Source organism: Staphylococcus sp. HMSC077D08 (assembly GCF_001837945.1).
Taxonomy (GTDB): domain Bacteria; phylum Bacillota; class Bacilli; order Staphylococcales; family Staphylococcaceae; genus Staphylococcus; species Staphylococcus epidermidis.
This window is the reverse complement of record NZ_KV834824.1, coordinates 1-20,557: the sequence shown is the minus strand read 5'-3', so window position 1 is coordinate 20,557 and position 20,557 is coordinate 1. Positions and strand designations below refer to the sequence as shown.

Sequence of the window (20,557 nt, the reverse complement as noted above, 5' to 3'; positions counted from 1 at the left end):
AATCTTATTTTTTTTGAATATAGCAAATGCTACATTGCTAATTCAAGTATAATCTTTAAAAGATAATTTGTTTTATAAACACTTATTTGTTTACTTCTTATTTTTATTTAGTTATAATTAACTAAATAATATAGCATTAAATATATTCTTTAAATTTAAATTAATACTATATTATGACAGACACTTTCGTATTTTCATAAGAAAAATAGATATAAATTAATAAATTACGGTATAGTATCCAAGTAATCTTAATTCAATAATATAATTAACTATCTTTAAATTTAAAAGGATGGGTTTTAAGATTTATGGATATGATATAAATAGGGAGGTTTCATTAATGGCTATTTCAAAAATCAATGACTGCTTTGAATTATTAGCTATGGTCACTTATGCTGACAGATTAAAAGGTATAATTAAAAAAGAATTCTCAATCAGCTTTGAAGAATTTGCAGTATTAACTTATATTAGTGAGAATAAAGAAGATGAATATTATCTTAAAGATATTATCAATCACTTAAATTATAAACAACCTCAAGTTGTTAAAGCTGTTAAAAATTTATCTCAAGAAAATTACTTTAATAAAAAACGTAATGAACACGATGAAAGAACTGTTTTAATCTTAGTAGATTCTAAGCAGCGTAAAAAAATCGATGATTTACTTAAACGAGTAAACAACCGTATCAAAGAAGCAAATAATGAAAATGAAGTATAATGGCTAGGGAGTAAAACAGATATTTCTTTCACTTATGAAAGATAAGACTGTTTTACTCTTTTATTAAGTTAATACGATAGTGATCTGAGTCCAAACTTTACTGCTACTACAAAACCCTCAAATGATTTTCCGACAATAATCATTTAAGGGTTTTTATTTATGTTCTTATTTTTTAACTAACAAAATCTAAATAGAGTTTCAGGAATTTTTCTGGTTCCTCGATATGTGGTGCATGTCCTGAATTATCAAATACAATTTTTGTAACTTGATCATAATATTGATCCATATCATAATGACTTTTATTTTGTATGAGTGGGTCGTACTTACCATTCACAATTAAAGTAGGTATTGACACATTATGATGAACACGAGTTAAATCTTTAATATTATGCAATGCACGTACTGCAATTGCACTTTCTTCCGGAGTTGGTCTATTGTATAATTTTTGGCTTTGATACCATTTCATTGCTTTATCTTTCTCTTTAAATAATTTAGAGAATAAAATAATCATTGCCTCAGATTTATTAAACCCTGCTAATTCTTCTTGGTAATCAACCATTAATTTGTTGAAACCATTTGCAATGTCCTCACTTTTAGCCGAAACAATTGTCAATGTAATCACTTTATATTGATATTTTTCAGTAAATTCACTTGCAATGATGCCCCCCATATCATGTCCTAAAATATGTGCAGAATCGATGTTTAATGCTCTCATTAAATCATTTAAATCTTCAACATGATCTTTTAATTCATATGATTCTGTTCGTGAAGATTTCCCATGACCTCTGACATCATAAGTAATTACTCTATACTGCTTCTTGAGTTCATTTTTTAAATCCTTAAATCCTGCCAAATTTCCATCTAATCCATGAATTAAAATGATGGGGATGCCTTCGCCTTCATCAATATAGTTAAGTTCAATCTGATTACAAATTTGAATTTTATTCATCTTGGCACCTCCCTTTAGTCATTTATATACCCATATTAAAATAGTGTTACGCTTTCAGGTTATTTTCAGTTTAATTAAATTATTTTTAGATTAAAATGGTGATTCATTTTCTAAAACAAGCTTTATGGTAAACAAATGATATATTTTAATAAATTAAAAAACTCAGAAAGATATGTCTAGCATATTTTCTGAGTTAAAATCTTTGTATTATGATGATTTAGTACGTGCAGATAAACGTATCGTATAAAAAATGATTAGCACAACAAGTATAATCCATATTGCTAAAGAGAAAAACTGTGCAATTTCCGGATTAGTTACCATTGCATCTATTGTTTTTTGACAAAATAGTAAGCCAACTCCAACAAATTCTATACGTTTAAAGAATATACCAACAAGACTTAGAATGATTCCAGCGAAAAATACAAACTGATGACCGTAGATAGAAATAGGAATAATAGCCCAATTAAAGTGAAATCCTTGCATAATTACTAGAATTAAAACAATAATACCAATGATTATTCCAGTTCTCATTTCATACTTATTACTGTATAAATAGTTTTTTTTGGCAATACGCACATATAATATGAGTGTTATTGGAAATATGACTAAGCAATAAAATAAGCTTATACCGGTAATTGCTTGAAAAGGTACATATTGTTTATCGTACAAATATGAAATAAGAATAAAGTTAATGATAAAGAAAATCATTGGATTGAGTTGTAATGCAAACAAATTACGCTGAATTGTTAATATTAATTGCGCAGGTGATTTACCTCTATATTCAATGTAATCTTGATCTTTTTCTTCAGACTTTTTAATATCTTGTCGATATTTTTCTTTTATATCATCAATTAAGTGTGGTGACATTCCTTTGTGACTAAAATAATCATTAATATTTTCGAGTAATACTTTATCATTCGTACGCATGATTTACTCCTTTTCATTTAAATCTTGATGTAAATTGTAGATTTCATAAGTTAATTATTTTCAAATTAAAATTTTATCATACATCTTACAATTTTACTTGAACATAATGATTAATCATATCATCATTAGCAACTAAAATAAAAAGAAGAGCTAAAGTGAAATCCATTTTACAAATTATGATTTCATCTTTAAACTCTTCAAATTTCAAACTATTTTATCTTATAAAACGTATATCCAATTCTTCTTACTTATTTAAGTCTATACGATATAACTTCACATTTTTATCTTTTGGTGAATTTGAACTGAATTGATAACTTGCTTGGCCTTTTTGAATATAGCCAAAGTTACCTGTAACATTATTATAATGTACACGACTTATAGCTTTATGACCAAGTTGTTGTTTTACGGCTTTGTATGAAGGGCCGTTTGCATTATTATACGTCATTGATACGCGTGTAACATTTCCTCTTTCTTTTTTACCGTTAGCTGTTACTAACAAAACACCTTTATCAGTTCTAAATTCGTAATACTTTTCATTACTATTTGGGTTATAAGAATAGATAGGATGACTATACTTTTTTAATACACTCTTCATTGATTCGCCTATCTTAACGTTTTCTAATGATTTATCACCTTTGTTTAATTGTTGTACTGTTTTCATTGAATTACCAGTTGCCGCTTCAACGTTGTTTCCAACGCTTACTCCTGTTAAAACTAATCCTAAAACAAGTAATGATGTTATTAGTTTTTTCATAAGCACTCACTCCTTTGATTCTTTATGTCTTCTGTGCTCATGTTAATTGTACTATAAATATTACTAAAATAACAATAATATTACAAAATGATTACGTAAATTGTGTAGATAACTTTCTTTTAACAACTGTTTCAGCGCTTATAGTAAAACATATCTTGCTTAATTCATTGATTATTACCTTACAAAATTTCAGTATGAACTCTTTTATTTAGGTGCATATTGGTGAATGAAGTTTGTTGACTCTTGAGTAAATTGAGCCTGTTCTTCAACAAAAGGATATACACTTGAATGTTGATAGACGTTAAATTCACTGTGTTGAATCAAATCTGCGACTTCTTTAGCTTCTAGTGTAGTTGTACGTTCTCCGTGTTCTCCAGCAACAATAAGCGTAGGAACTTGAACATGCTTGAAAACATCTGCAATACCTTCGGATTTGAAAACATCTTTAACAGCTTGAATTTCTTCTTTAGTAGAAATACTATTTGTATCAACGACATGCTTTAAAAATTTATTCATCTTACGTGCTTTATAATATCTACGTTTATCCAAAAATTTTTCTTGCTTATCATCTTCCCAGTTACGTATTTTATGTGCATATTTTCTGAACAAGCGTTCTTCAGGCAATTCACCTTCTATTGAAGTAGGATTAACTAATATGATTGAGGATACATAGCCTGGATTTCTAACAGACATATCAGCAGCAATAAGTGCCCCCATCTCATGGCCAATAAATGCTGCTTCATCAATATATATAGCATCTAATAAAAATTTTATATCGTCAGCAAAGTCATAAAACTCTATATTTCTAGGCTTATCAGAATAACCATGTCCTCTCAGATCGATGAGCACAACCTGAAAAGACTTTGCTAATACCTTAGCTAAATCATTAAAAACAGCATAATTATCAAAAGCGGTATGCACGAGTACGACAGGATAACCTTGCCCCATAGTACTATAGTGTAATGTTGTACCGTCTTGTTTAGTAATTAAATCCATTGCCATGTTGTTCTTCTCCTTCTGTTTCAAAATTATCTGGTAAAATTTTAAGCAATTCCTCTATGGTAGTAATCGTATAATCTACTTCTTCTGTTAATGGCTCCAATTCTGCATCTTCTTGTTTATACCACACACTTACCATCCCCATTGCACGTGCAGGAGCAACATCGTTTAATGCATCATCTCCGACATACATTATTTCATATGGTTTAACCCCCAATTGATCAATCATATCTTCAAAGATTTTAGGATGCGGCTTACGATAACCTACAGTTTCAGAAGTAGTTAAATAATTAATAACGTGCATAATACCCAATGAATGCAATCTAAATTGTTTAATTTTGGATTTTCCATTTGCAATCACACCAATCATGTAATGATGTTTCGATAACTTTTCTAATGTATACAAAGTATCATAGTAAGGGAAAACGTAACGATAGAAATGCATTTCAAAGTCATTAAATAAATCTCTCCATTTAAGACGGTCGATATGAAATTGTTTAATGATTTCCTTATATAGATCAGGTTTATCGTTGTCTTCATCATCGTCTAATTCAATAAATTTATTCTTATAATCTGCTAGTTGCACATGAATAAAATAATCATGAAACCGTTCATATTGCTCTTCTATAAACTTTTCACGCGATTTAACTCTATCTAATAGCGTGCCTTCTAAATCAAAGACGATAGCCTTAATGCAGTTTAAATTCATTTTCAATGACCTCTTAACTTTTTAATAATACTATTGTAGCAAAAGAGTAGTGTGAACGTCATATGTTAGTCTGTTTAACTAAAATATAAAATAGGACTGGTACGCCGAGCAATGCCATCACGATGCCTACAGGAATTTGAATAGGTTGTATCATTGTACTTCCTATAAAATCTGCCATTATCATGACTACAGCACCTATGATTATATTCAATAACATTTGTAATCCTATTTGATAACGCCAATAAAATTTTCTAATCAGTTGTGGAATAATCATGCCTATAAAACCAATAACTCCAACGTATGCGACCACAACTGCTGTCATGATGGAAGCTACTATAAGAACAATATACGTTACTTGTTGTACATTTAATCCTAAAGACTGACTTTTCAATTCACCAACTTGCAATAATTTAATTCCTTTTTGCATTAAAAATAATACTATGATTGCGACAGATGCTATCATGCTAATAATCATAACGTCCTGATATTCAGCTGATGAAAACCCACCGAACAGATAACTAGCAATTGGATTCATCTTCTTAGGATTAATCAAAACAAGCAAATACAATAATGCATTCAATAGTGCACCAAGTAGTAATCCCGTTAATATAAGCATTTGAACAGGATATCCTTTGGCTAGCATCGCTGAAACACTTAAAACAAGTAACAGTGTGATTAAACTAAAAATAATGGAGAATATAGGGAACCATAAAAAACTAAGTCCCAAAAATAAAGCAATTCCAGATCCTAATGATGCACCACTAGCTAATCCCAATGTAAAACTATCTGCAAGTGGATTATTTAACACGATTTGATACACTTGGCCAGCTAATGTAAGTACTGCACCAGTGAGCATGGCTTCAAGCAATCTAGGTAAACGAACCTGGAATAATATGGTTTGATTAAAAACATCATCAAGTTTTCCTACATCCCAGCATAAACTTAAGCTCATGCTTAATATTAAAATAAATAACCATATAATAACACTTCTATATTTATTCATAACTCTCTCTTTCAATACTTTCTTAATCACTATATTAACAAAACAATACTTAAAAAGTGTAAAACGACTGTCTTCCATTCGTTGGACGATTTAGTCATCGAGTAATGAGGTTGAATCAAAGGGCATTTGCATCAGTTTAATTCAATCCCCGTTTATCATAAATATTAAAAATACCTGAGACAATAACTACTGTCCCAGGCGTTTGAAATACATCTTTGTCAGCTTATTAAGAAAAATAATTATCTAAGCAAAATACAATACATCGTATTCAAATAATTATTTTTTATATATTTCGTCTCTTAAATCCTTTAGCCCTTCATCAATACGAGGACCTGGTCGAGAAACTTCATCCCCATCTACTGTTTCAATACGTGTATTTTTTACAGCATTAATTTTATCAAAACCACCACGTTTTTTTATCATTTCTATGTAGTCTGATTTTGATTTACCTTCTGTGGAAATCAGAATATCAGGATTACGTTTAATAATGCTTTCTTTACTTACTGATTTCCAACCTTTAACATCATCAAAACTATTTTTAGCATCTAGTTTCTCTAACATATCGTTAAAGAATGTATCTTTTCCGGCAGTGTAAATGTCTGGTTTAGATGATACTTCCATAAACACTTCTTGTTTCTTATGATGTTTAGGAATGGAGTTAATGATTTTATCTACATTATGTTTTGTTTCATCAACAAGTTCTTTAGCTTGTTTTTCACGATCCGTTAATTTTCCAATTGATTTAAAGGTATCATAAGTTTCATCAATCGATTGTGCATCTTTCACATAAACGACTTTTACTCCCTTATCTTTAAGTGACTTTAGCACTTTACCTGCAGAATTTTTCTGTGACTCATGCGCTAAAATCAAATCCGGTTTAGCTTTTATTAATTCTTCTTTATTTAAATTCATCGCATCGAATTGTTTTTTACCTTTTTTTACATCTTTAGGATAATCATCCACAGTGGATACACCTACTATATCTTCTCCGATTCCTAAGCGATATAAAATTTCTGTGTTACTAGGAATGAGCGAAACAATTCTATGATATTTTTTATCGCTTTTTTCAGTGTCTTTATTATTAGATGAGTGGTTGGCATCTTGACTACATGCAGCCAGTACTACAATCAATGCGCATATAACTATCCATAGTTTACTTTTCATTTGGAGCATCACCCTTTCACAAATTATTTTTAATGTTCCTATTCATCATATCAAAATATACCAATATTTGTAGATACAATTTTATTTGATTTTCACAAAATATGAGAAAAAGACAACTTTGAATTAAATCAATTAATATATTTAACCCCAACTTGCTTTGTCTGTAGAATTTCTCGTTGAATTTCTCTGTATTGGTATCAGTTTTACAATGTAAGTATCAATCGGTAAAATGCTAAAAATGTCTGAGACAATCAACGATGTCCCAGACACATCATATTTTATAATTTAATAAACGTTTTTATCGCATCAGAAATGTATAAATTCAAACCACGTTCACGTTGCTTGTTAATAAACTTTACAAATCGCTCGTCTTCAATATAAATCTGAGCTATATATTCTAAAAATTGATTGTCACAATTAGGAACTTGTTCTTTCAAAATACATTGTAATTTCTTAATTTTTCCACTTGCTTCAAGTATAGAAACTTTGTTTAAATATAGCTGATTCATATCGTCAAAAAACATATTTAATTGCTTATTAATTTCCTCAAAATGATTTTGCTGTTCTGATTCATCCTTACTTTTTTGTTTATCTTTATATGCTTGATAATAATGGGTATCTCCATACTTACTTGCTGCTTCTTTTTCATACTGTTCATTTAAATTGAAATTTTGCATTGTAGTTACCTCAATCTCTTCATTATCTTGGTGAAAATGATGTTCTAACGTACAGATAATATCATTTAAGCGATCTCTTTTTTTAACAATGTGATAAAAATTATCATGTAATATTTTAGTTCTAAAATCACTATCACCTTCAAAATATATCTGTATTTGTTTTAGTGTTAAATCTAATTCCTTTAAAAAGAGAATATATTGTAACTTTGAAATATCTTGAACATTATAATATCGGTACCCATTAGCACTCATTTGTTGTGGTACGAGTAACCCCTTTTCATGATAATAATGAAGCGTACGTATACTAACTCCGGTAATGTCAGAAAGCATTTTGGGACTGAAGCGTTCTTTCATCATTTCACCTCCTGAATTAAAGTATGAGGTATGACGTTACGTTAAGGTCAATACTTATTTTTTAAAATAGGTATCTAAAAAGGTATAGCGTTGTTTCCCTTTACCATTAAAATAATTTTTTCCAAAATTATCTAATAAAGCGTGAAACTCATTTGCATCTTGATTTGAAAATGATTCAGGAAGTGTTAATTCCTGCTTCAATTGATGATAACTTTCTGTATGTTGATATCCCAATTTTCTAAAAATACGTCTAGTATAACTATCAGGTATAAATTCTTTACCTTTAAAAATATATACTATTAAGACGTCAGCGGTCTCTTCACCTATGCCACGGATGGTGAGTAACTCTTTTCTTAAGTTATCACTGTATAACTTAGCTATACTACTATAATCAAAGTGATGTTCATTTAACCATAGTAACAATGCTTGTATAGCCTTAGCTTTATTTTTATAGAAACCACTCGAACGTATCACTTGCTGCAACGATTCTAAAGGCATTTTCAATATTGTCTGTGCATTAAAAGAAGTTTCTTCCTTTAATCTTGATAACGCTATATCTGCATTATTCCAATTAGTATTTTGGACTAGAATTGCCCCAAGCATCATTTCTATTGGTGTTTCTGCTGGCCACCAATATTGAGGGCCCATATTTTGATATAGAATTTGATATAATTTCTCTATTGATAACATGATTTCTTCCCCCGCAAAACTTCGAATGATTATTTTATCTCGCATGCTACATTATCCAATTTTCCCAAGAAGTCTGAGGTGTTGTCCTACCTAATTGTTGATATTCCTTTTATAACAAACTTTATGCTGTACCCCAATCTCGGTTTGCTATGCTTATTTTTTCTTTTGGGTATGCATATGTAAATGTAAGAGCCTGTACATATAAATATGTCAGGCTCTCGTGTATCTATTTTATGAAGTTTTACATAGATTCTGGTGCTGTGACACCTACTAATGCTAATGCATTGTGCAAGGTAATACGCACCGCTTCAATCATAGCTACATATGCTTTAGTTTTTTCTGTATCATCTGTAAGCACTTTTTCAGCATTGTAAAATTTATGGAATGCTGCAGCTAGATCTTGAATATAATTAGTTAGACGATGAGGTGCGCGATGTTCGGCTGCACTCTCTATCGTTGATTCAAATTCTGCTACTTTTTTTAATAAGTCTATTGCTTTATCATTATTTATTTTAGAAAAGTCTGCATCAGTAGACACTTCAATACCTTGTTCTTTAGCTTGCTTTAAAATAGAGCAAATTCGTGCATGTGCATATTGTGCGTAATAAATTGGATTGTCCTGAGATTGCTCTTTAGCTAACTCTAAATCAAAGTCAAAATGAGAATCAGGACTACGCATTGTTAAGAAATAACGTGCAGCATCGATACCGACTTCATCCATAATTTCACGTAAAGTAATCGCATTGCCTGTACGCTTACTCATCTTCACTTCTTCTCCATTTTGCATAAGGCGAACCATTTGCATAATTTGAATTTCAAGACGATCGCTGTCTACACCAAATGTTTCTAAGCTAGCTTTGAGACGATTAATATAACCGTGGTGATCAGCACCCATTAAATCAATTAAAATATCATTTCCTCTATTAATCTTATTGTAGTGATAAGCCGTATCTGGTGTGAAATAAGTATAATTACCGTCTTTTTTTATTAATACACGATCTTTATCGTCTTTGAAGTCACTTGTACGTAACCAAGTTGCACCATCTGCTTCATACGTATAGCCTAGTTCTTTCATTTTAGATAATGTATTTTCAATCGCGCCATTTTCATATAAAGATGTTTCACTAAACCAATTATCAAAGTGCACGTTAAAGTCAGATAAATCCTTTTTCAATTTTTCCATTTCATAATCGACACCAAGTTGTCTAAATGTTTTTAAGCGTTCTTCATCAGTGTAGTCTTTTATTTCTGGATGTTTAACAGCGAGGTCTTTCCCGATTTCAATAATGTCTTTACCATTATAACCATCCGCCGGCATCTCATAACTCGTATCACCTAAAGCTTCAAAGTATCGTGCTTCAATTGATCGTGCTAAATTAGTGATTTGATTACCTGCGTCATTAATATAATATTCACGTGTAACGTTGTAACCAGCCGCAATGAGAATATTAGCTAAAGAATCGCCTACAGCTGCATTTCTAGCATGACCAATATGTAAGTCTCCTGTTGGATTAGCTGATACATATTCTAATAAAATGTTAGTATTCTTAGATTGTGTTGCATATCCAAATCGATCACCTTTTGTGATAGCTTCTGGAATAATGGCTGTTAAATATTGATTATCCAGATAAAAGTTGATGAAACCTGGCCCAGCAATATCAACTTGTTTAACGTGTGCTTTACTTGTATCTAAATGATCGACAATAGCTTGCGCAATTTCACGGGGATTACGCTTAGCAATCTTTGTTAAAACCATAGCAATATTAGAAGAATAATCTCCATTTTTAGGATCTTTAGGTATTTCAATTTTGATTTCTGGAATATCTTCTGCGAGGTTAGCTTTTCTAATACTAACTTCTATTTCTTCTATTAGCGTTTGTTTAACCTGATCGATTATACTCATTCACTTATCTCCTTATAATTTATTTCATATTGATAAGAACCCATTTTTTGTTCATCTTGATATAACTCATAATGTATTTTTAGCTTACCGCCATTATGAGTGACGAAATGCTTAAGACTTAATGTTTTAACAGTTAAAGGTATTTTTCCGGCAGGTACATCATAGAGTGTTGTCGTCTCATGTCCTTCGACGAAATGTAAGTTCATATTAATGTCACCTTTACGAATTAACTTTACACCGGTATCTTCAATTTTAATCGTAACATTGACTTTAGCATCTTCAATTTGTTCTTCGTAACGTATAAAATCTGCAAATTTTTGTTGCCAAAAACCTTTTGTAGTAAACTCAAATCTCTGCTTTTCACCATTCTGTTTCAAAACTTGATGGGTTTGAATGTTAATATTTTTATTCAATTTACTACTCACCTTAACCCTTACAATAATAAATGTCATTATAGCATAAAACTGCTATTGCTTGTAGTACTCAAGACATGTGTTCATGTCAAAAATTTACACAATATGAAAAGAACCTGAAACATCAATTTTGTCTCAGATTCTTTTTACATATTCACAATTCATAACTGATGTGAAAGTGGCACTTTCCTATTCTAGATATTGTTGCCACAGAGAACTCACACATTCAATATAAATGTCACCTATCACTTCAATCAGATTTGCTATTATTCAACATCAATAATGTCAGTTTTATATTTTTTTAATAAAAATCTATATTTATCGAAATATACGATGCCGAATATCATTGTTGCAATGATGAACATTGTCTTTTTCATCTTTTAACCTCATATTCCTCAAAATATTTTTAAATCTATAATATATTATAGCATTATCAAATTTCATTTCTATAAAATATTTAAGGTTCGAGTTAATTTTCATTCATATATTTTAGATGAAATGTCCATCTTCAAATATTACACGCTCTTTTTTATTTTGAATAAAGTGATTAAAATTATTATTTTGAAAATCACTTAAAAGAGCTTTAGATGTACTATAATTAAACATAAAATCCTCAGTCTCAATAAACATTTTTTTAAAAAGTAGTCCGTCTTTTAAAGTGATTTTTTTTATATCATTATAATCGACTTCATCTACTTTAATATATTCAAAAGTGTTAAAATTTACATTTAAAAGAGCCAAGAATTTTTCTCCAAAATAATAAACGTGTAATGGTTGTCTCTTATTTTGCCCAATTAGGAGACGCCCCTTTTCAAATGTTTGTTGTGGAAAATTTAAATCTAAAAACTCTAAAATTTTATCTTCTTTTAATTTAAATTGCATAATTAATCCCTTCCCTTTTTTACATTCACAAATTAAAAGATAATATAATTTCCAAATATTATATTATCTTTTATGTTCACTTTTAGTGCGAGCTTTTCATATCAATGACCATTCGACCTGTGATTGTTCCCTTTTCCATTTCATCAAAAATATCGTTAATTTCAGATAATTGTCTTAATTGGACTTTAGGAATAACTTTATTTTCGGCAGCAAATTGAAATGCTTCTCTTAAATCTTGTCTGGTACCAACTAATGAGCCAACGACTTCAATTCCATCAAGCACTAAACGTGGAATATCTAAATCCATTTTGTCTACTGGAAGTCCTACTGCTACCACACGTGCACCCGCCTTAACAACATCCACTGCTTGATTAAAAGGTGTTTTAGCTACAGCAGTAATCACCGTTGCATCTAATCCTTTATTATTCGTTAGACGATTAACTTCCTCAATAGGATCAACATTAGTTGAATTTATGATTGCATCAGCACCAAGCTCTTTAGCAAAATTTAATTTATCATCATTAATGTCGAATGCAACAACTTTCGCGCCCATTACGTTTTTGGCGTATTGCAATGCTAAATTACCTAATCCACCCACACCAAATACGCCTAACCATTGTCCTGGTTCGATGCCACTCACTTTTACTGCTTTATATGTTGTCACACCTGCACAGGTAATAGATGAAGCAGCCGCTGGATCAAGATTTTCGGGAACTTTAACTGCATAATTCGCATCAACAATGACTTCTTCAGCCATTGCCCCGTCAACAGTATATCCGGCATTAAGAACATCCCTGCATAATGTTTCTCTACCAGTTGTGCAATACTCACAATTACCGCATGCTGCATACATCCATGCTATAGATACACGATCCCCTACCTTTAATGAATCTACGTTATCAGCAACTTCAATGACACGTCCAATTCCCTCATGTCCTAGCGTTACACCTGTTACGTCACCGAAATCTGCATTTTTAACATGTAAATCAGTGTGACATACACCACAATATTCAGTCTTTACTAATGCTTCTCCAGGTTTTAATTCTCTTAAACGTTTTTCTTCAATACTTACTCTGTGATCTTTGGTTACTACAGCTGCTTTCATAAAAAGCCCTCCCTAGTATTAAAGTGTAATTCTATTACTTCCACCCTTATTTTACACTCTTTTGAAATCGTTTTCCAAAAGTCCTTTCATTTATACTGAATTTTTTGTAAATTGTATATAGAGCGACATAATATCGTCACTTTTATAGCATATTTTATGCTTTATTCATATATTTTAATTTTTTAACTATATATATCATGTTAGTGAAAAGTCATCGCTCTTAATCACACCTTATAATTCTGGGGATGAAGATGTGTATTTTAAAAATCTTAATCGGAGGGGATGAAAGTGAAGTCGCAAGTTTTATATGGAAAATCTGAAATTGAAATCAATGTGCCTGATGATAGCACAATCATAGAGCCTCAAAACATCAATGCTATTCAAGACTATGAATCAGCAATTAAAAATGTATTAAGAAACCCCACAAATTCTAAATCTTTAAAAGAAATGGTAAACAGTAATGATATTGTTTCTATTGTTATTAGTGATATAACACGTCCAACGCCTAACCATATTCTTGTACCTTTACTAATTGAGGAATTAAATCATGTTCCTCGTGAGAATTTCGTAATTATTAATGGTACAGGGACTCATCGAGATCAAACGCGAGATGAATTGATTCAAATGTTAGGTGAAGATATTGTAAATTCAGTAAAAATCGTTCACAATCATTGCTCAGAAAAAGAAAGTCTAGCTAAAGTGGGACACAGTCAATATGGATGTGATGTATATTTAAACAAAGCATATGTAGAATCCGATTTTAAAATTGTAACAGGTTTTATTGAACCTCACTTTTTTGCCGGATTTTCAGGGGGACCTAAAGGGATAATGCCTGGAATTGCAGGTTTAGAAACAATTCAAACTTTTCATAATGCAAAGATGATTGGCGATTCGAGATCAACGTGGGGAAATTTAGAAGATAATCCAGTTCAAGACATGGCACGGGAAGTTAACCGTATGTGTAAACCTGACTTTTTACTTAACGTTGCATTGAATAAAAGTAAAGAAATTACTGCAGCATTTGCTGGTGAAATCTTTGATACACACAAAGAAGGATGCGCATATGTAAAAGAACATGCAATGTTTAAATGTGATCAACACTTTGATATTGTTATCGCATCAAATTCTGGCTATCCTTTAGATCAAAATTTATATCAAACAGTAAAAGGGATGAGTGCAGCGAGTAAAATTGTAAAAAAAGACGGTCATATTATTATGGTATCTGAATGTGCAGATGGCTTTCCTGATCATGGTAAATTTGCCGAAATTTTCAAAATGGCAGACACACCTCAAGGTATTTTAGAACTTATTCACGATCCAAACTTTAAGGAAGTTGACCAATGGCAAGTACAAAAACAAGCAAGTATTCAAACTTTTGCCAATGTGCATGTTTATTCAGAACTTACTGACCAACAACTTAAAGACTCGATGTTAATCCCAACCTCTAACATTGAACATACAATACAAGAATTAGAACATCGATATGGTCGTAAATTAACCATTGGTGTTATGCCACAAGGTCCTTTAACGATACCGTACGTAGAAGACAAAGAATAATAAATGGAGGATGGAAACTATGACTGAATTAAATACTAAAGAAATGAAATTAGACGCACTATTGAAAGACATGCAGAGTGTAGTCATTGCCTTCTCAGGTGGAGTAGATAGTAGCTTGTTACTGAAAAAAGCGATTGATGTTTTAGGTGTTAATTATATTAAACCTGTTGTAGTAAAATCAGAATTATTTAGAAATGAAGAGTTTGAACTAGCGCTTAAACTTGGACAAAGTCTAGGTGTTGAAGTATTAGAAACTGAAATGTCTGAACTTCAAGATGCGAATATCGTTAAAAACACGCCCGAAAGTTGGTACTATAGCAAGCGCTTGATGTATAGTCAACTTGAGAATATTAAGAATAAACTAGGATTTAATTATGTGCTAGACGGTATGATTATGGATGACTTAGATGATTTTCGTCCCGGATTAAAAGCAAGAGACGACTTTGGTGTGCGTAGCGTTTTACAAGAAGCAAAACTATATAAATCTGAAGTTAGAGAATTAAGTCATCAACATGACTTGCCTGTATGGAATAAACCAGCCTTATGTAGTCTAGCATCAAGAATACCTTATGGTGAGGAATTAAGTTTCACAAAAGTTAACAAGGTCAACGAAGCAGAAAAATTCATTTTAAGCCTAGGTATCAACCACGTACGAGTACGCTATCATCACAACATAGCACGCATTGAAGTAACAGAAGATCAATTAACTAATCTTCTTAAATTGAAAGACAGTATCATATTACATTTGAAAGAATTAGGATTTGACTATGTAACAATGGATTTAGAAGGCTATCGTACAGGTAGTATGAATGAAATCATTGATACCAAATCTACAAGTTTTAAATAAGGATGTGAGTACCTATGAGCCATAGTTATAATTCTATAGAAGAGGTGCTCAAAGCTGTAAAATCAAATCAACTATCTATTAATGATGCTAAAGCCCAACTCAGTCATTATGACGAATTGGGCTTTGCTAAAATTGACTTACATAGAGCACAGCGTCAAGGGTTTCCCGAAGTTATCTTTGGGCAAGGAAAAACAAAAGAACAAATCACTAAAATCATCTCTAGTTTGATATTTCATAATGAAGTTATTCTAGTGACACGTGTTGATGAAATGAAAGCAAAATATATTTTACAACATTATCCAAAGTTGGAATATCATCAAACTGCACAGTTAATTAGCACGCCACTGAATGATATACCACAATCTAAATATTATGTTTCTGTACTTTGTGCTGGAACTTCTGATTTACCTATTGCAGAAGAAGCTGCGTTAACCGCTGAAATCATGGGAGTAAGTGTAAAACGATTTTATGATGTCGGGGTTTCAGGAATTCATCGCTTATTATCCAACATTCATGATATACGCAAAGGTAAAGTTTCAATCGTTATAGCTGGAATGGAAGGCGCTTTAGCAAGTGTTGTTGGAGGATTAGTCAACCACCCTATATATGCAGTACCAACGAGTATAGGTTATGGAGCAAACTTGAATGGGGTTACCACCCTATTATCAATGATAAATAGTTGTGCACCCGGAACCAGCGTATTAAATATCAATAATGGATTTGGTGGCGGTTACAACGCTGCACAGATTATCCATATGCTAGAAAATAAAGAGAGTGAGGTATCTTTATGACAAAAGCATTGTATTTAGATTGCCACGCAGGTATTGCCGGAGATATGCTACTTTCTGCTTTAGTTGATTTAGGCGCACACCCTGAAGACATTGAATCAGAACTAAAAAAGTTACCTTTAGATCAATTTAAGCTACATTTTCAAAAAAGAGTAAAACAAGGTATTCATGCAATGACATTAAACATTGATGTTAAAGAATCAAATCATCATCGTCACGTTAATGATATATTTAAAATGATAGATGACAGTACTCTTCCGGAAAGAGTTAAATATCGCAGTAAGAAAATTTTTGAAATTATTGGCCAAGCAGAAGCTAAAATTCATGGCATGTCGTTTGAAGAAGTTCACTTTCATGAAGTAGGGGCAATGGACTCTATTATCGATATTATTGGTGGGTGTATTGCTCTAGAACAACTAGGGATTAACACATTATACTGTTCAGCTATTCCAACAGGTCATGGTAAAATCCATATTGCTCATGGCATTTATCCAATCCCTGCACCTGCTACTGCTGAAATTCTTAAAGGTATCCCAATCGCACATTTTGATGTTCAAAGTGAACTCACAACCCCTACTGGTGCCGCATTTGCTAAGGGACTCGTTTCATCGTTTGGGCCATTTCCTTCAGCAACAATACAACATATAGGCTATGGTGCTGGCAGTAAGGATTTTAATTTCCCTAATATATTAAGGGTTATTCAATTTGACTCTGAATTCGAGCAACAAGATAGCGTTCAAGTAATAGAGTGTCAAATAGATGATATGACCCCTGAAGCATTAGGTGATTTTATGAATAATGCGTTAGAACAAGGTGCTTTAGATGCTTACTATACGCCTATATTTATGAAAAAAAGTCGCCCAAGCACGCAGTTAACGTTAATATGTAAATTACATGATAAGATATATTTCGAACAACTTATCTTACAAGAAACAAGTTCTTTAGGCGTCAGAAGTACTTCTGTTAATAGAAAGATCTTGAATCGCGCGTTTAAAATTCTTTCTACACAACACGGCACTGTTTCCATTAAATTTGGTCTACAAAATGGAAAAATTATGAAAATGAAACCCGAGTATGAAGATTTGAAGAAGATGGCTAAAACTACAAACCAACCGTTTCAAGTAATTCATAACGAGGTATTACAACAACTCTATCAAACATATCGTATAGGAGATATACTTCAATAAATTAAGTCTTATTCATTTAAATTTTGCACATCAAAAAAAGGATAGGGACAGTCATTCTACATAAAACTGTCATCTATCCTTTTATTCTATTCAAATGCTCGATATAGTTCTTCACTAGAATTATTCCACATTTCAACGTTATGATTCTGTAGAAATTCTTTTAAAATTTGTTTGTTATCATCACCGATTTGGTCAATGATAAATTGATGTTTCATGGACTTATCCATCATATTAACATGTTCTGGCATGCTCTTATAACCACGTCTAATACTTTTGTTAACTAATAAATAGCATGCAGTCACACCCGCATAATATGGTCCTTGTTCACTACGTTCGGTCGTCACCCAACATAGCCAGTATGCTTTAGCCTCCTCACCTTCAACTTGCGATTTGTCAGTAATCCACTTGACACCCTTTTCAACTTCAGCACGTGCATGCATACCACCAATATCAACAAATGCCTTCTGATTTTCAATATCTATAAAAACCGGGGCAATATTATCTAAACTAATTGAACCAATATTAGTTCCTTTATGACCATCTAGTGGATCATTTTTTATAATATTGAAATTGAAACCTTTTTTCTCAGACAAACGAGACACCTCCTAATAAGTCATTAAATAAAAACGATATATCTTATTCTTAACAGTTAGTTTAATTCATTAAGCAAGTTAATAATAGAACCTTTAATTTGATAATCTTTAATCTTTAAAATCATTTCTTTAGGATAATATAATTTATGGTCTTCTCTATTAATCCCTGTAATACTATTGATTACCAATGATTGATTACTTATTTCTGTAATTCCACCATTACTTTTTAATAAATGAATCGGTTTACGATTTGATCCCGGGCGATCATAATCATAAGGTAAATCTGAAAATGCTTCACTTACAAAGTAATAATCAGGATTAATACCACCCGCTTCAAATAATTCTTGCAATTCAGAAATGGTAATAATTGAACCGTCGAAAGGAATATATTTAAATAAATCTCTATTGATAAACCGTCTTGATAAATCACTTAATATTGGATCATTTTCATGAATCCATTTCTTCAAGTAATACAATACAACTGCTTCATCAAGTTCCACATATTGTTCAATCGTCATTGTTCCTTCAAAGAATGGTATGAAGTCTTTTGGATACATTTTAAATTCATATCCTTCATTATAAAGCTGCTTAGCTCGTTTTAAACAATTGTTTAATAAAACTTCTCCACCACGGCTTACTGGATGAAAATATATTTGCCAATACATTTGATAACGACTCATAATGAAATTTTCGACAGCATGCATACCACTATCTTTAATTAACACTTCTTCTTTAGATGGTCTCATCAACCTTAAAATACGCTCCATATCAAATGAGCCATACGTTACGCCTGTAAAATATGCATCTCTTTGTAAATAGTCCATTCGATCAGCATCAATTTGTGAGGAAATCATAGAAATAACAAGCTTATTATCGTGCGTTTTATTAATTACATCAGCTACTTGTTTAGGAAAGTTATCAGAGACTCGACTTAGTACACCATTAACCTCAGTATTTCCTGTAATAATAGCTTGTGTAAATGCTTCATGGTCTGTATTAAATATTTTTTCAAAACTATGAGAGAAAGGACCATGACCTAAATCATGTAACAACGCAGCACACAACGCGAGTGGCCGATCTGTATTATCCCACGCGTCTTGTCCTATAAATGTCTCATCAATCATTCGACGCACAATTTCATAAACACCCAAAGAGTGTCCAAAACGACTGTGTTCGGCTGTATGAAAAGATAAATATAAAGTACCTAGTTGTTTAATACGTCTCAAACGTTGGAATTCTTTTGTTTTAATTAAATCCCAAATCAATTGATCCTGTACGTGGATAAATCGATGAATTGGATCTTTAAATACCTTTTCTTCTGTTAATTTACTCGTTGCATATGATGATAGCGTCATACTTTCCCTCCTATCCTATATATTCCAAAAAATATTTACTTTTTATTTCTCATATCTCTAGACGAAACAATCTTAATTATTTATGTGATTGTTAAAATGATTTCTTCATTAAAGCTAAATCCATGATTTCACCATACATTTCAGGTTGATATGAGCGAATAATCTCGAATCCATGATTCTGATAATATTCGATGCCATTGCTATTATTGTTATCAACTTCTAGATAAACTGTTTCATACTGGTCTTTAAACCTTTTTAACCCCGCTTCTAGCAAACGAGTTCCATAACCTTTATGCTGAGATTCAGGTCTAACATAGTGTGCAGATAAATAAAGCTCTTCACCATAAATGAAATTTGCAAAACCAACAATCTCACTATCTTCTTCTGCCACTAAAAATAATTGCTCATTTAATCTCTTTTTTAAATGCGTTTCATTATATGAAGCGGCCAACAGTTCATTAACTGTTGAAGCAGCATAAATATTTAAATATGTGTTATACCAAGCTTTTGTCGCAACATCTCTTATCGCTACAGCATCTTTTTCAGTTGCTTGTCTGACACTATACATGTGACTTCTCCCCTAACTATTTACTTGACTATTAATATAGGCATTATACCACATGTATGATACCTTAATTCAATCTAGACATTCAAAAAGCTTCACAAAATTTATTTTAGAACTATTAATAACTACAACTTTTTAAATATGATTATTTGACACAATATTTTTTATACACATATTTCTAATTATTTAAAATTTTAAAGCAATCATTAAATAATCACTCAATACTATAATTTCATACTAACCTTCTTAAAATCATGATTTGGTTATTTCCCCATTCCATTCTTTTACATGATTAAATGCTTACTTTATGAATTGCACTACGTTAGCTTTTGGACGATTTCTACCAAAAATAATGTTATCAATGTCGTCTATCTTCCTACTTATAAATAATTTGGTTCTGTTGCAAAGTAAAAAATATAGCTAA

General features: G+C 31.5%; 21 protein-coding genes. 5 read left to right on the top strand and 16 right to left on the bottom strand.

Translation table 11 applies throughout. From position 1 onward, the window contains the following. Positions 1–337 precede the first annotated feature (337 nt). On the top strand, positions 338–712 hold the full coding sequence (sarA, locus tag HMPREF2663_RS10305; protein ID WP_002475867.1) for a global transcriptional regulator SarA: 375 nt from the start codon (positions 338–340) through the stop codon (positions 710–712). Between the two features lie 172 nt (positions 713–884). Here the strand turns inward: sarA and HMPREF2663_RS10300 are convergent, their stop codons facing one another. The 13 genes from HMPREF2663_RS10300 to adhP form a co-directional block, all read right to left on the bottom strand. Beyond that, the gene (locus HMPREF2663_RS10300) at positions 885–1,661 is read right to left on the bottom strand and encodes an alpha/beta fold hydrolase (protein ID WP_002496395.1); all 777 of its coding nucleotides are present in this window, start codon (positions 1,659–1,661) and stop codon (positions 885–887) included. A 207-nt stretch (positions 1,662–1,868) separates the two neighbouring features. Continuing rightward, a complete protein-coding gene (locus HMPREF2663_RS10295) occupies positions 1,869–2,588 on the bottom strand; it encodes a hypothetical protein (protein WP_070846381.1) in 720 nt (239 codons plus the stop codon). 244 nt (positions 2,589–2,832) lie between these two features. Then, positions 2,833–3,342 carry an SA0570 family protein gene (locus tag HMPREF2663_RS10290; RefSeq protein ID WP_002445814.1) on the bottom strand — a complete coding sequence of 170 codons (510 nt, stop codon included), beginning with the start codon at positions 3,340–3,342 and terminating at the stop codon, positions 2,833–2,835. Between the two features lie 204 nt (positions 3,343–3,546). Next, the gene (locus tag HMPREF2663_RS10285) at positions 3,547–4,344 is read right to left on the bottom strand and encodes an alpha/beta fold hydrolase (protein ID WP_002445813.1); all 798 of its coding nucleotides are present in this window, start codon (positions 4,342–4,344) and stop codon (positions 3,547–3,549) included. Then, positions 4,322–5,050 (bottom strand): HAD family hydrolase, encoded by a 729-nt coding sequence (locus HMPREF2663_RS10280; protein ID WP_070846379.1) that lies wholly within the window; start codon positions 5,048–5,050, stop codon positions 4,322–4,324. Before HMPREF2663_RS10280 ends, HMPREF2663_RS10285 begins: the two co-directional genes overlap by 23 nt. 58 nt (positions 5,051–5,108) lie before the next feature. Then, positions 5,109–6,053 (bottom strand): FecCD family ABC transporter permease, encoded by a 945-nt coding sequence (locus tag HMPREF2663_RS10275; protein WP_002469602.1) that lies wholly within the window; start codon positions 6,051–6,053, stop codon positions 5,109–5,111. Positions 6,054–6,329: 276 nt separating this feature from the next. Further along, positions 6,330–7,217: an ABC transporter substrate-binding protein gene (locus HMPREF2663_RS10270; protein WP_070846377.1), complete on the bottom strand. Its 888-nt coding sequence runs from the start codon at positions 7,215–7,217 to the stop codon at positions 6,330–6,332. A gap of 278 nt (positions 7,218–7,495) precedes the next feature. Next, complete coding sequence (locus tag HMPREF2663_RS10265; protein WP_002496397.1) at positions 7,496–8,248, bottom strand: MerR family transcriptional regulator; 753 nt, start codon at positions 8,246–8,248, stop codon at positions 7,496–7,498. 54 nt (positions 8,249–8,302) lie between these two features. Further along, the gene (locus HMPREF2663_RS10260) at positions 8,303–8,938 is read right to left on the bottom strand and encodes an endonuclease III domain-containing protein (RefSeq protein WP_002470119.1); all 636 of its coding nucleotides are present in this window, start codon (positions 8,936–8,938) and stop codon (positions 8,303–8,305) included. 241 nt (positions 8,939–9,179) lie between these two features. Beyond that, the gene (argS, locus tag HMPREF2663_RS10255; protein ID WP_002445807.1) at positions 9,180–10,841 is read right to left on the bottom strand and encodes an arginine--tRNA ligase; all 1,662 of its coding nucleotides are present in this window, start codon (positions 10,839–10,841) and stop codon (positions 9,180–9,182) included. Next, positions 10,838–11,293, bottom strand: coding sequence for a YwiB family protein (locus HMPREF2663_RS10250; protein WP_002445806.1), 456 nt, complete (start codon positions 11,291–11,293; stop codon positions 10,838–10,840). The genes argS and HMPREF2663_RS10250 overlap by 4 nt, the downstream gene beginning before the upstream one ends. Before the next feature lie 450 nt (positions 11,294–11,743). Further along, positions 11,744–12,136 (bottom strand): hypothetical protein, encoded by a 393-nt coding sequence (locus HMPREF2663_RS10245; protein ID WP_002445784.1) that lies wholly within the window; start codon positions 12,134–12,136, stop codon positions 11,744–11,746. 82 nt (positions 12,137–12,218) lie between these two features. Beyond that, complete coding sequence (gene adhP, locus HMPREF2663_RS10240) at positions 12,219–13,241, bottom strand: alcohol dehydrogenase AdhP (protein WP_002445783.1); 1,023 nt, start codon at positions 13,239–13,241, stop codon at positions 12,219–12,221. Between the two features lie 288 nt (positions 13,242–13,529). On the opposite strand from adhP, the gene larA reads away from it, so the two are divergent. From larA to larC, 4 genes are read left to right on the top strand one after another with little or no spacing between them, the layout of a single operon-like run. After that, complete coding sequence (larA, locus tag HMPREF2663_RS10235; RefSeq protein WP_002495845.1) at positions 13,530–14,798, top strand: nickel-dependent lactate racemase; 1,269 nt, start codon at positions 13,530–13,532, stop codon at positions 14,796–14,798. Between the two features lie 19 nt (positions 14,799–14,817). After that, positions 14,818–15,645 carry an ATP-dependent sacrificial sulfur transferase LarE gene (gene larE, locus HMPREF2663_RS10230; protein ID WP_070846375.1) on the top strand — a complete coding sequence of 276 codons (828 nt, stop codon included), beginning with the start codon at positions 14,818–14,820 and terminating at the stop codon, positions 15,643–15,645. 14 nt (positions 15,646–15,659) lie between these two features. After that, the gene (gene larB, locus HMPREF2663_RS10225; RefSeq protein ID WP_001832104.1) at positions 15,660–16,436 is read left to right on the top strand and encodes a nickel pincer cofactor biosynthesis protein LarB; all 777 of its coding nucleotides are present in this window, start codon (positions 15,660–15,662) and stop codon (positions 16,434–16,436) included. After that, positions 16,433–17,620 carry a nickel pincer cofactor biosynthesis protein LarC gene (gene larC, locus HMPREF2663_RS10220; RefSeq protein WP_001832070.1) on the top strand — a complete coding sequence of 396 codons (1,188 nt, stop codon included), beginning with the start codon at positions 16,433–16,435 and terminating at the stop codon, positions 17,618–17,620. Before larB ends, larC begins: the two co-directional genes overlap by 4 nt. Positions 17,621–17,706: 86 nt before the next feature. Here the strand turns inward: larC and HMPREF2663_RS10215 are convergent, their stop codons facing one another. The 3 genes from HMPREF2663_RS10215 to HMPREF2663_RS10205 form a co-directional block, all read right to left on the bottom strand. Further along, complete coding sequence (locus HMPREF2663_RS10215; protein ID WP_001832182.1) at positions 17,707–18,213, bottom strand: YwhD family protein; 507 nt, start codon at positions 18,211–18,213, stop codon at positions 17,707–17,709. Positions 18,214–18,269: 56 nt separating this feature from the next. Continuing rightward, complete coding sequence (locus tag HMPREF2663_RS10210; protein ID WP_001832138.1) at positions 18,270–19,568, bottom strand: HD domain-containing protein; 1,299 nt, start codon at positions 19,566–19,568, stop codon at positions 18,270–18,272. 91 nt (positions 19,569–19,659) lie between these two features. Further along, a complete protein-coding gene (locus HMPREF2663_RS10205; protein WP_001832180.1) occupies positions 19,660–20,136 on the bottom strand; it encodes a GNAT family N-acetyltransferase in 477 nt (158 codons plus the stop codon). Positions 20,137–20,557 lie beyond the last annotated feature (421 nt).

Bases quoted from the DNA above. Each gene is read 5' to 3' on its own strand.
- sarA (WP_002475867.1), top strand. From the start codon at position 338: ATGGCTATTTCAAAAATCAATGACTGCTTTGAATTATTAGCTATGGTC.
- HMPREF2663_RS10300 (WP_002496395.1), bottom strand. From the start codon at position 1,661: ATGAATAAAATTCAAATTTGTAATCAGATTGAACTTAACTATATTGAT.
- HMPREF2663_RS10295 (WP_070846381.1), bottom strand. From the start codon at position 2,588: ATGCGTACGAATGATAAAGTATTACTCGAAAATATTAATGATTATTTT.
- HMPREF2663_RS10290 (WP_002445814.1), bottom strand. From the start codon at position 3,342: ATGAAAAAACTAATAACATCATTACTTGTTTTAGGATTAGTTTTAACA.
- HMPREF2663_RS10285 (WP_002445813.1), bottom strand. From the start codon at position 4,344: ATGGCAATGGATTTAATTACTAAACAAGACGGTACAACATTACACTAT.
- HMPREF2663_RS10280 (WP_070846379.1), bottom strand. From the start codon at position 5,050: ATGAATTTAAACTGCATTAAGGCTATCGTCTTTGATTTAGAAGGCACG.
- HMPREF2663_RS10275 (WP_002469602.1), bottom strand. From the start codon at position 6,053: ATGAATAAATATAGAAGTGTTATTATATGGTTATTTATTTTAATATTA.
- HMPREF2663_RS10270 (WP_070846377.1), bottom strand. From the start codon at position 7,217: ATGAAAAGTAAACTATGGATAGTTATATGCGCATTGATTGTAGTACTG.
- HMPREF2663_RS10265 (WP_002496397.1), bottom strand. From the start codon at position 8,248: ATGAAAGAACGCTTCAGTCCCAAAATGCTTTCTGACATTACCGGAGTT.
- HMPREF2663_RS10260 (WP_002470119.1), bottom strand. From the start codon at position 8,938: ATGTTATCAATAGAGAAATTATATCAAATTCTATATCAAAATATGGGC.
- argS (WP_002445807.1), bottom strand. From the start codon at position 10,841: ATGAGTATAATCGATCAGGTTAAACAAACGCTAATAGAAGAAATAGAA.
- HMPREF2663_RS10250 (WP_002445806.1), bottom strand. From the start codon at position 11,293: ATGACATTTATTATTGTAAGGGTTAAGGTGAGTAGTAAATTGAATAAA.
- HMPREF2663_RS10245 (WP_002445784.1), bottom strand. From the start codon at position 12,136: ATGCAATTTAAATTAAAAGAAGATAAAATTTTAGAGTTTTTAGATTTA.
- adhP (WP_002445783.1), bottom strand. From the start codon at position 13,241: ATGAAAGCAGCTGTAGTAACCAAAGATCACAGAGTAAGTATTGAAGAA.
- larE (WP_070846375.1), top strand. From the start codon at position 14,818: ATGACTGAATTAAATACTAAAGAAATGAAATTAGACGCACTATTGAAA.
- larB (WP_001832104.1), top strand. From the start codon at position 15,660: ATGAGCCATAGTTATAATTCTATAGAAGAGGTGCTCAAAGCTGTAAAA.
- larC (WP_001832070.1), top strand. From the start codon at position 16,433: ATGACAAAAGCATTGTATTTAGATTGCCACGCAGGTATTGCCGGAGAT.
- HMPREF2663_RS10210 (WP_001832138.1), bottom strand. From the start codon at position 19,568: ATGACGCTATCATCATATGCAACGAGTAAATTAACAGAAGAAAAGGTA.
- HMPREF2663_RS10205 (WP_001832180.1), bottom strand. From the start codon at position 20,136: ATGTATAGTGTCAGACAAGCAACTGAAAAAGATGCTGTAGCGATAAGA.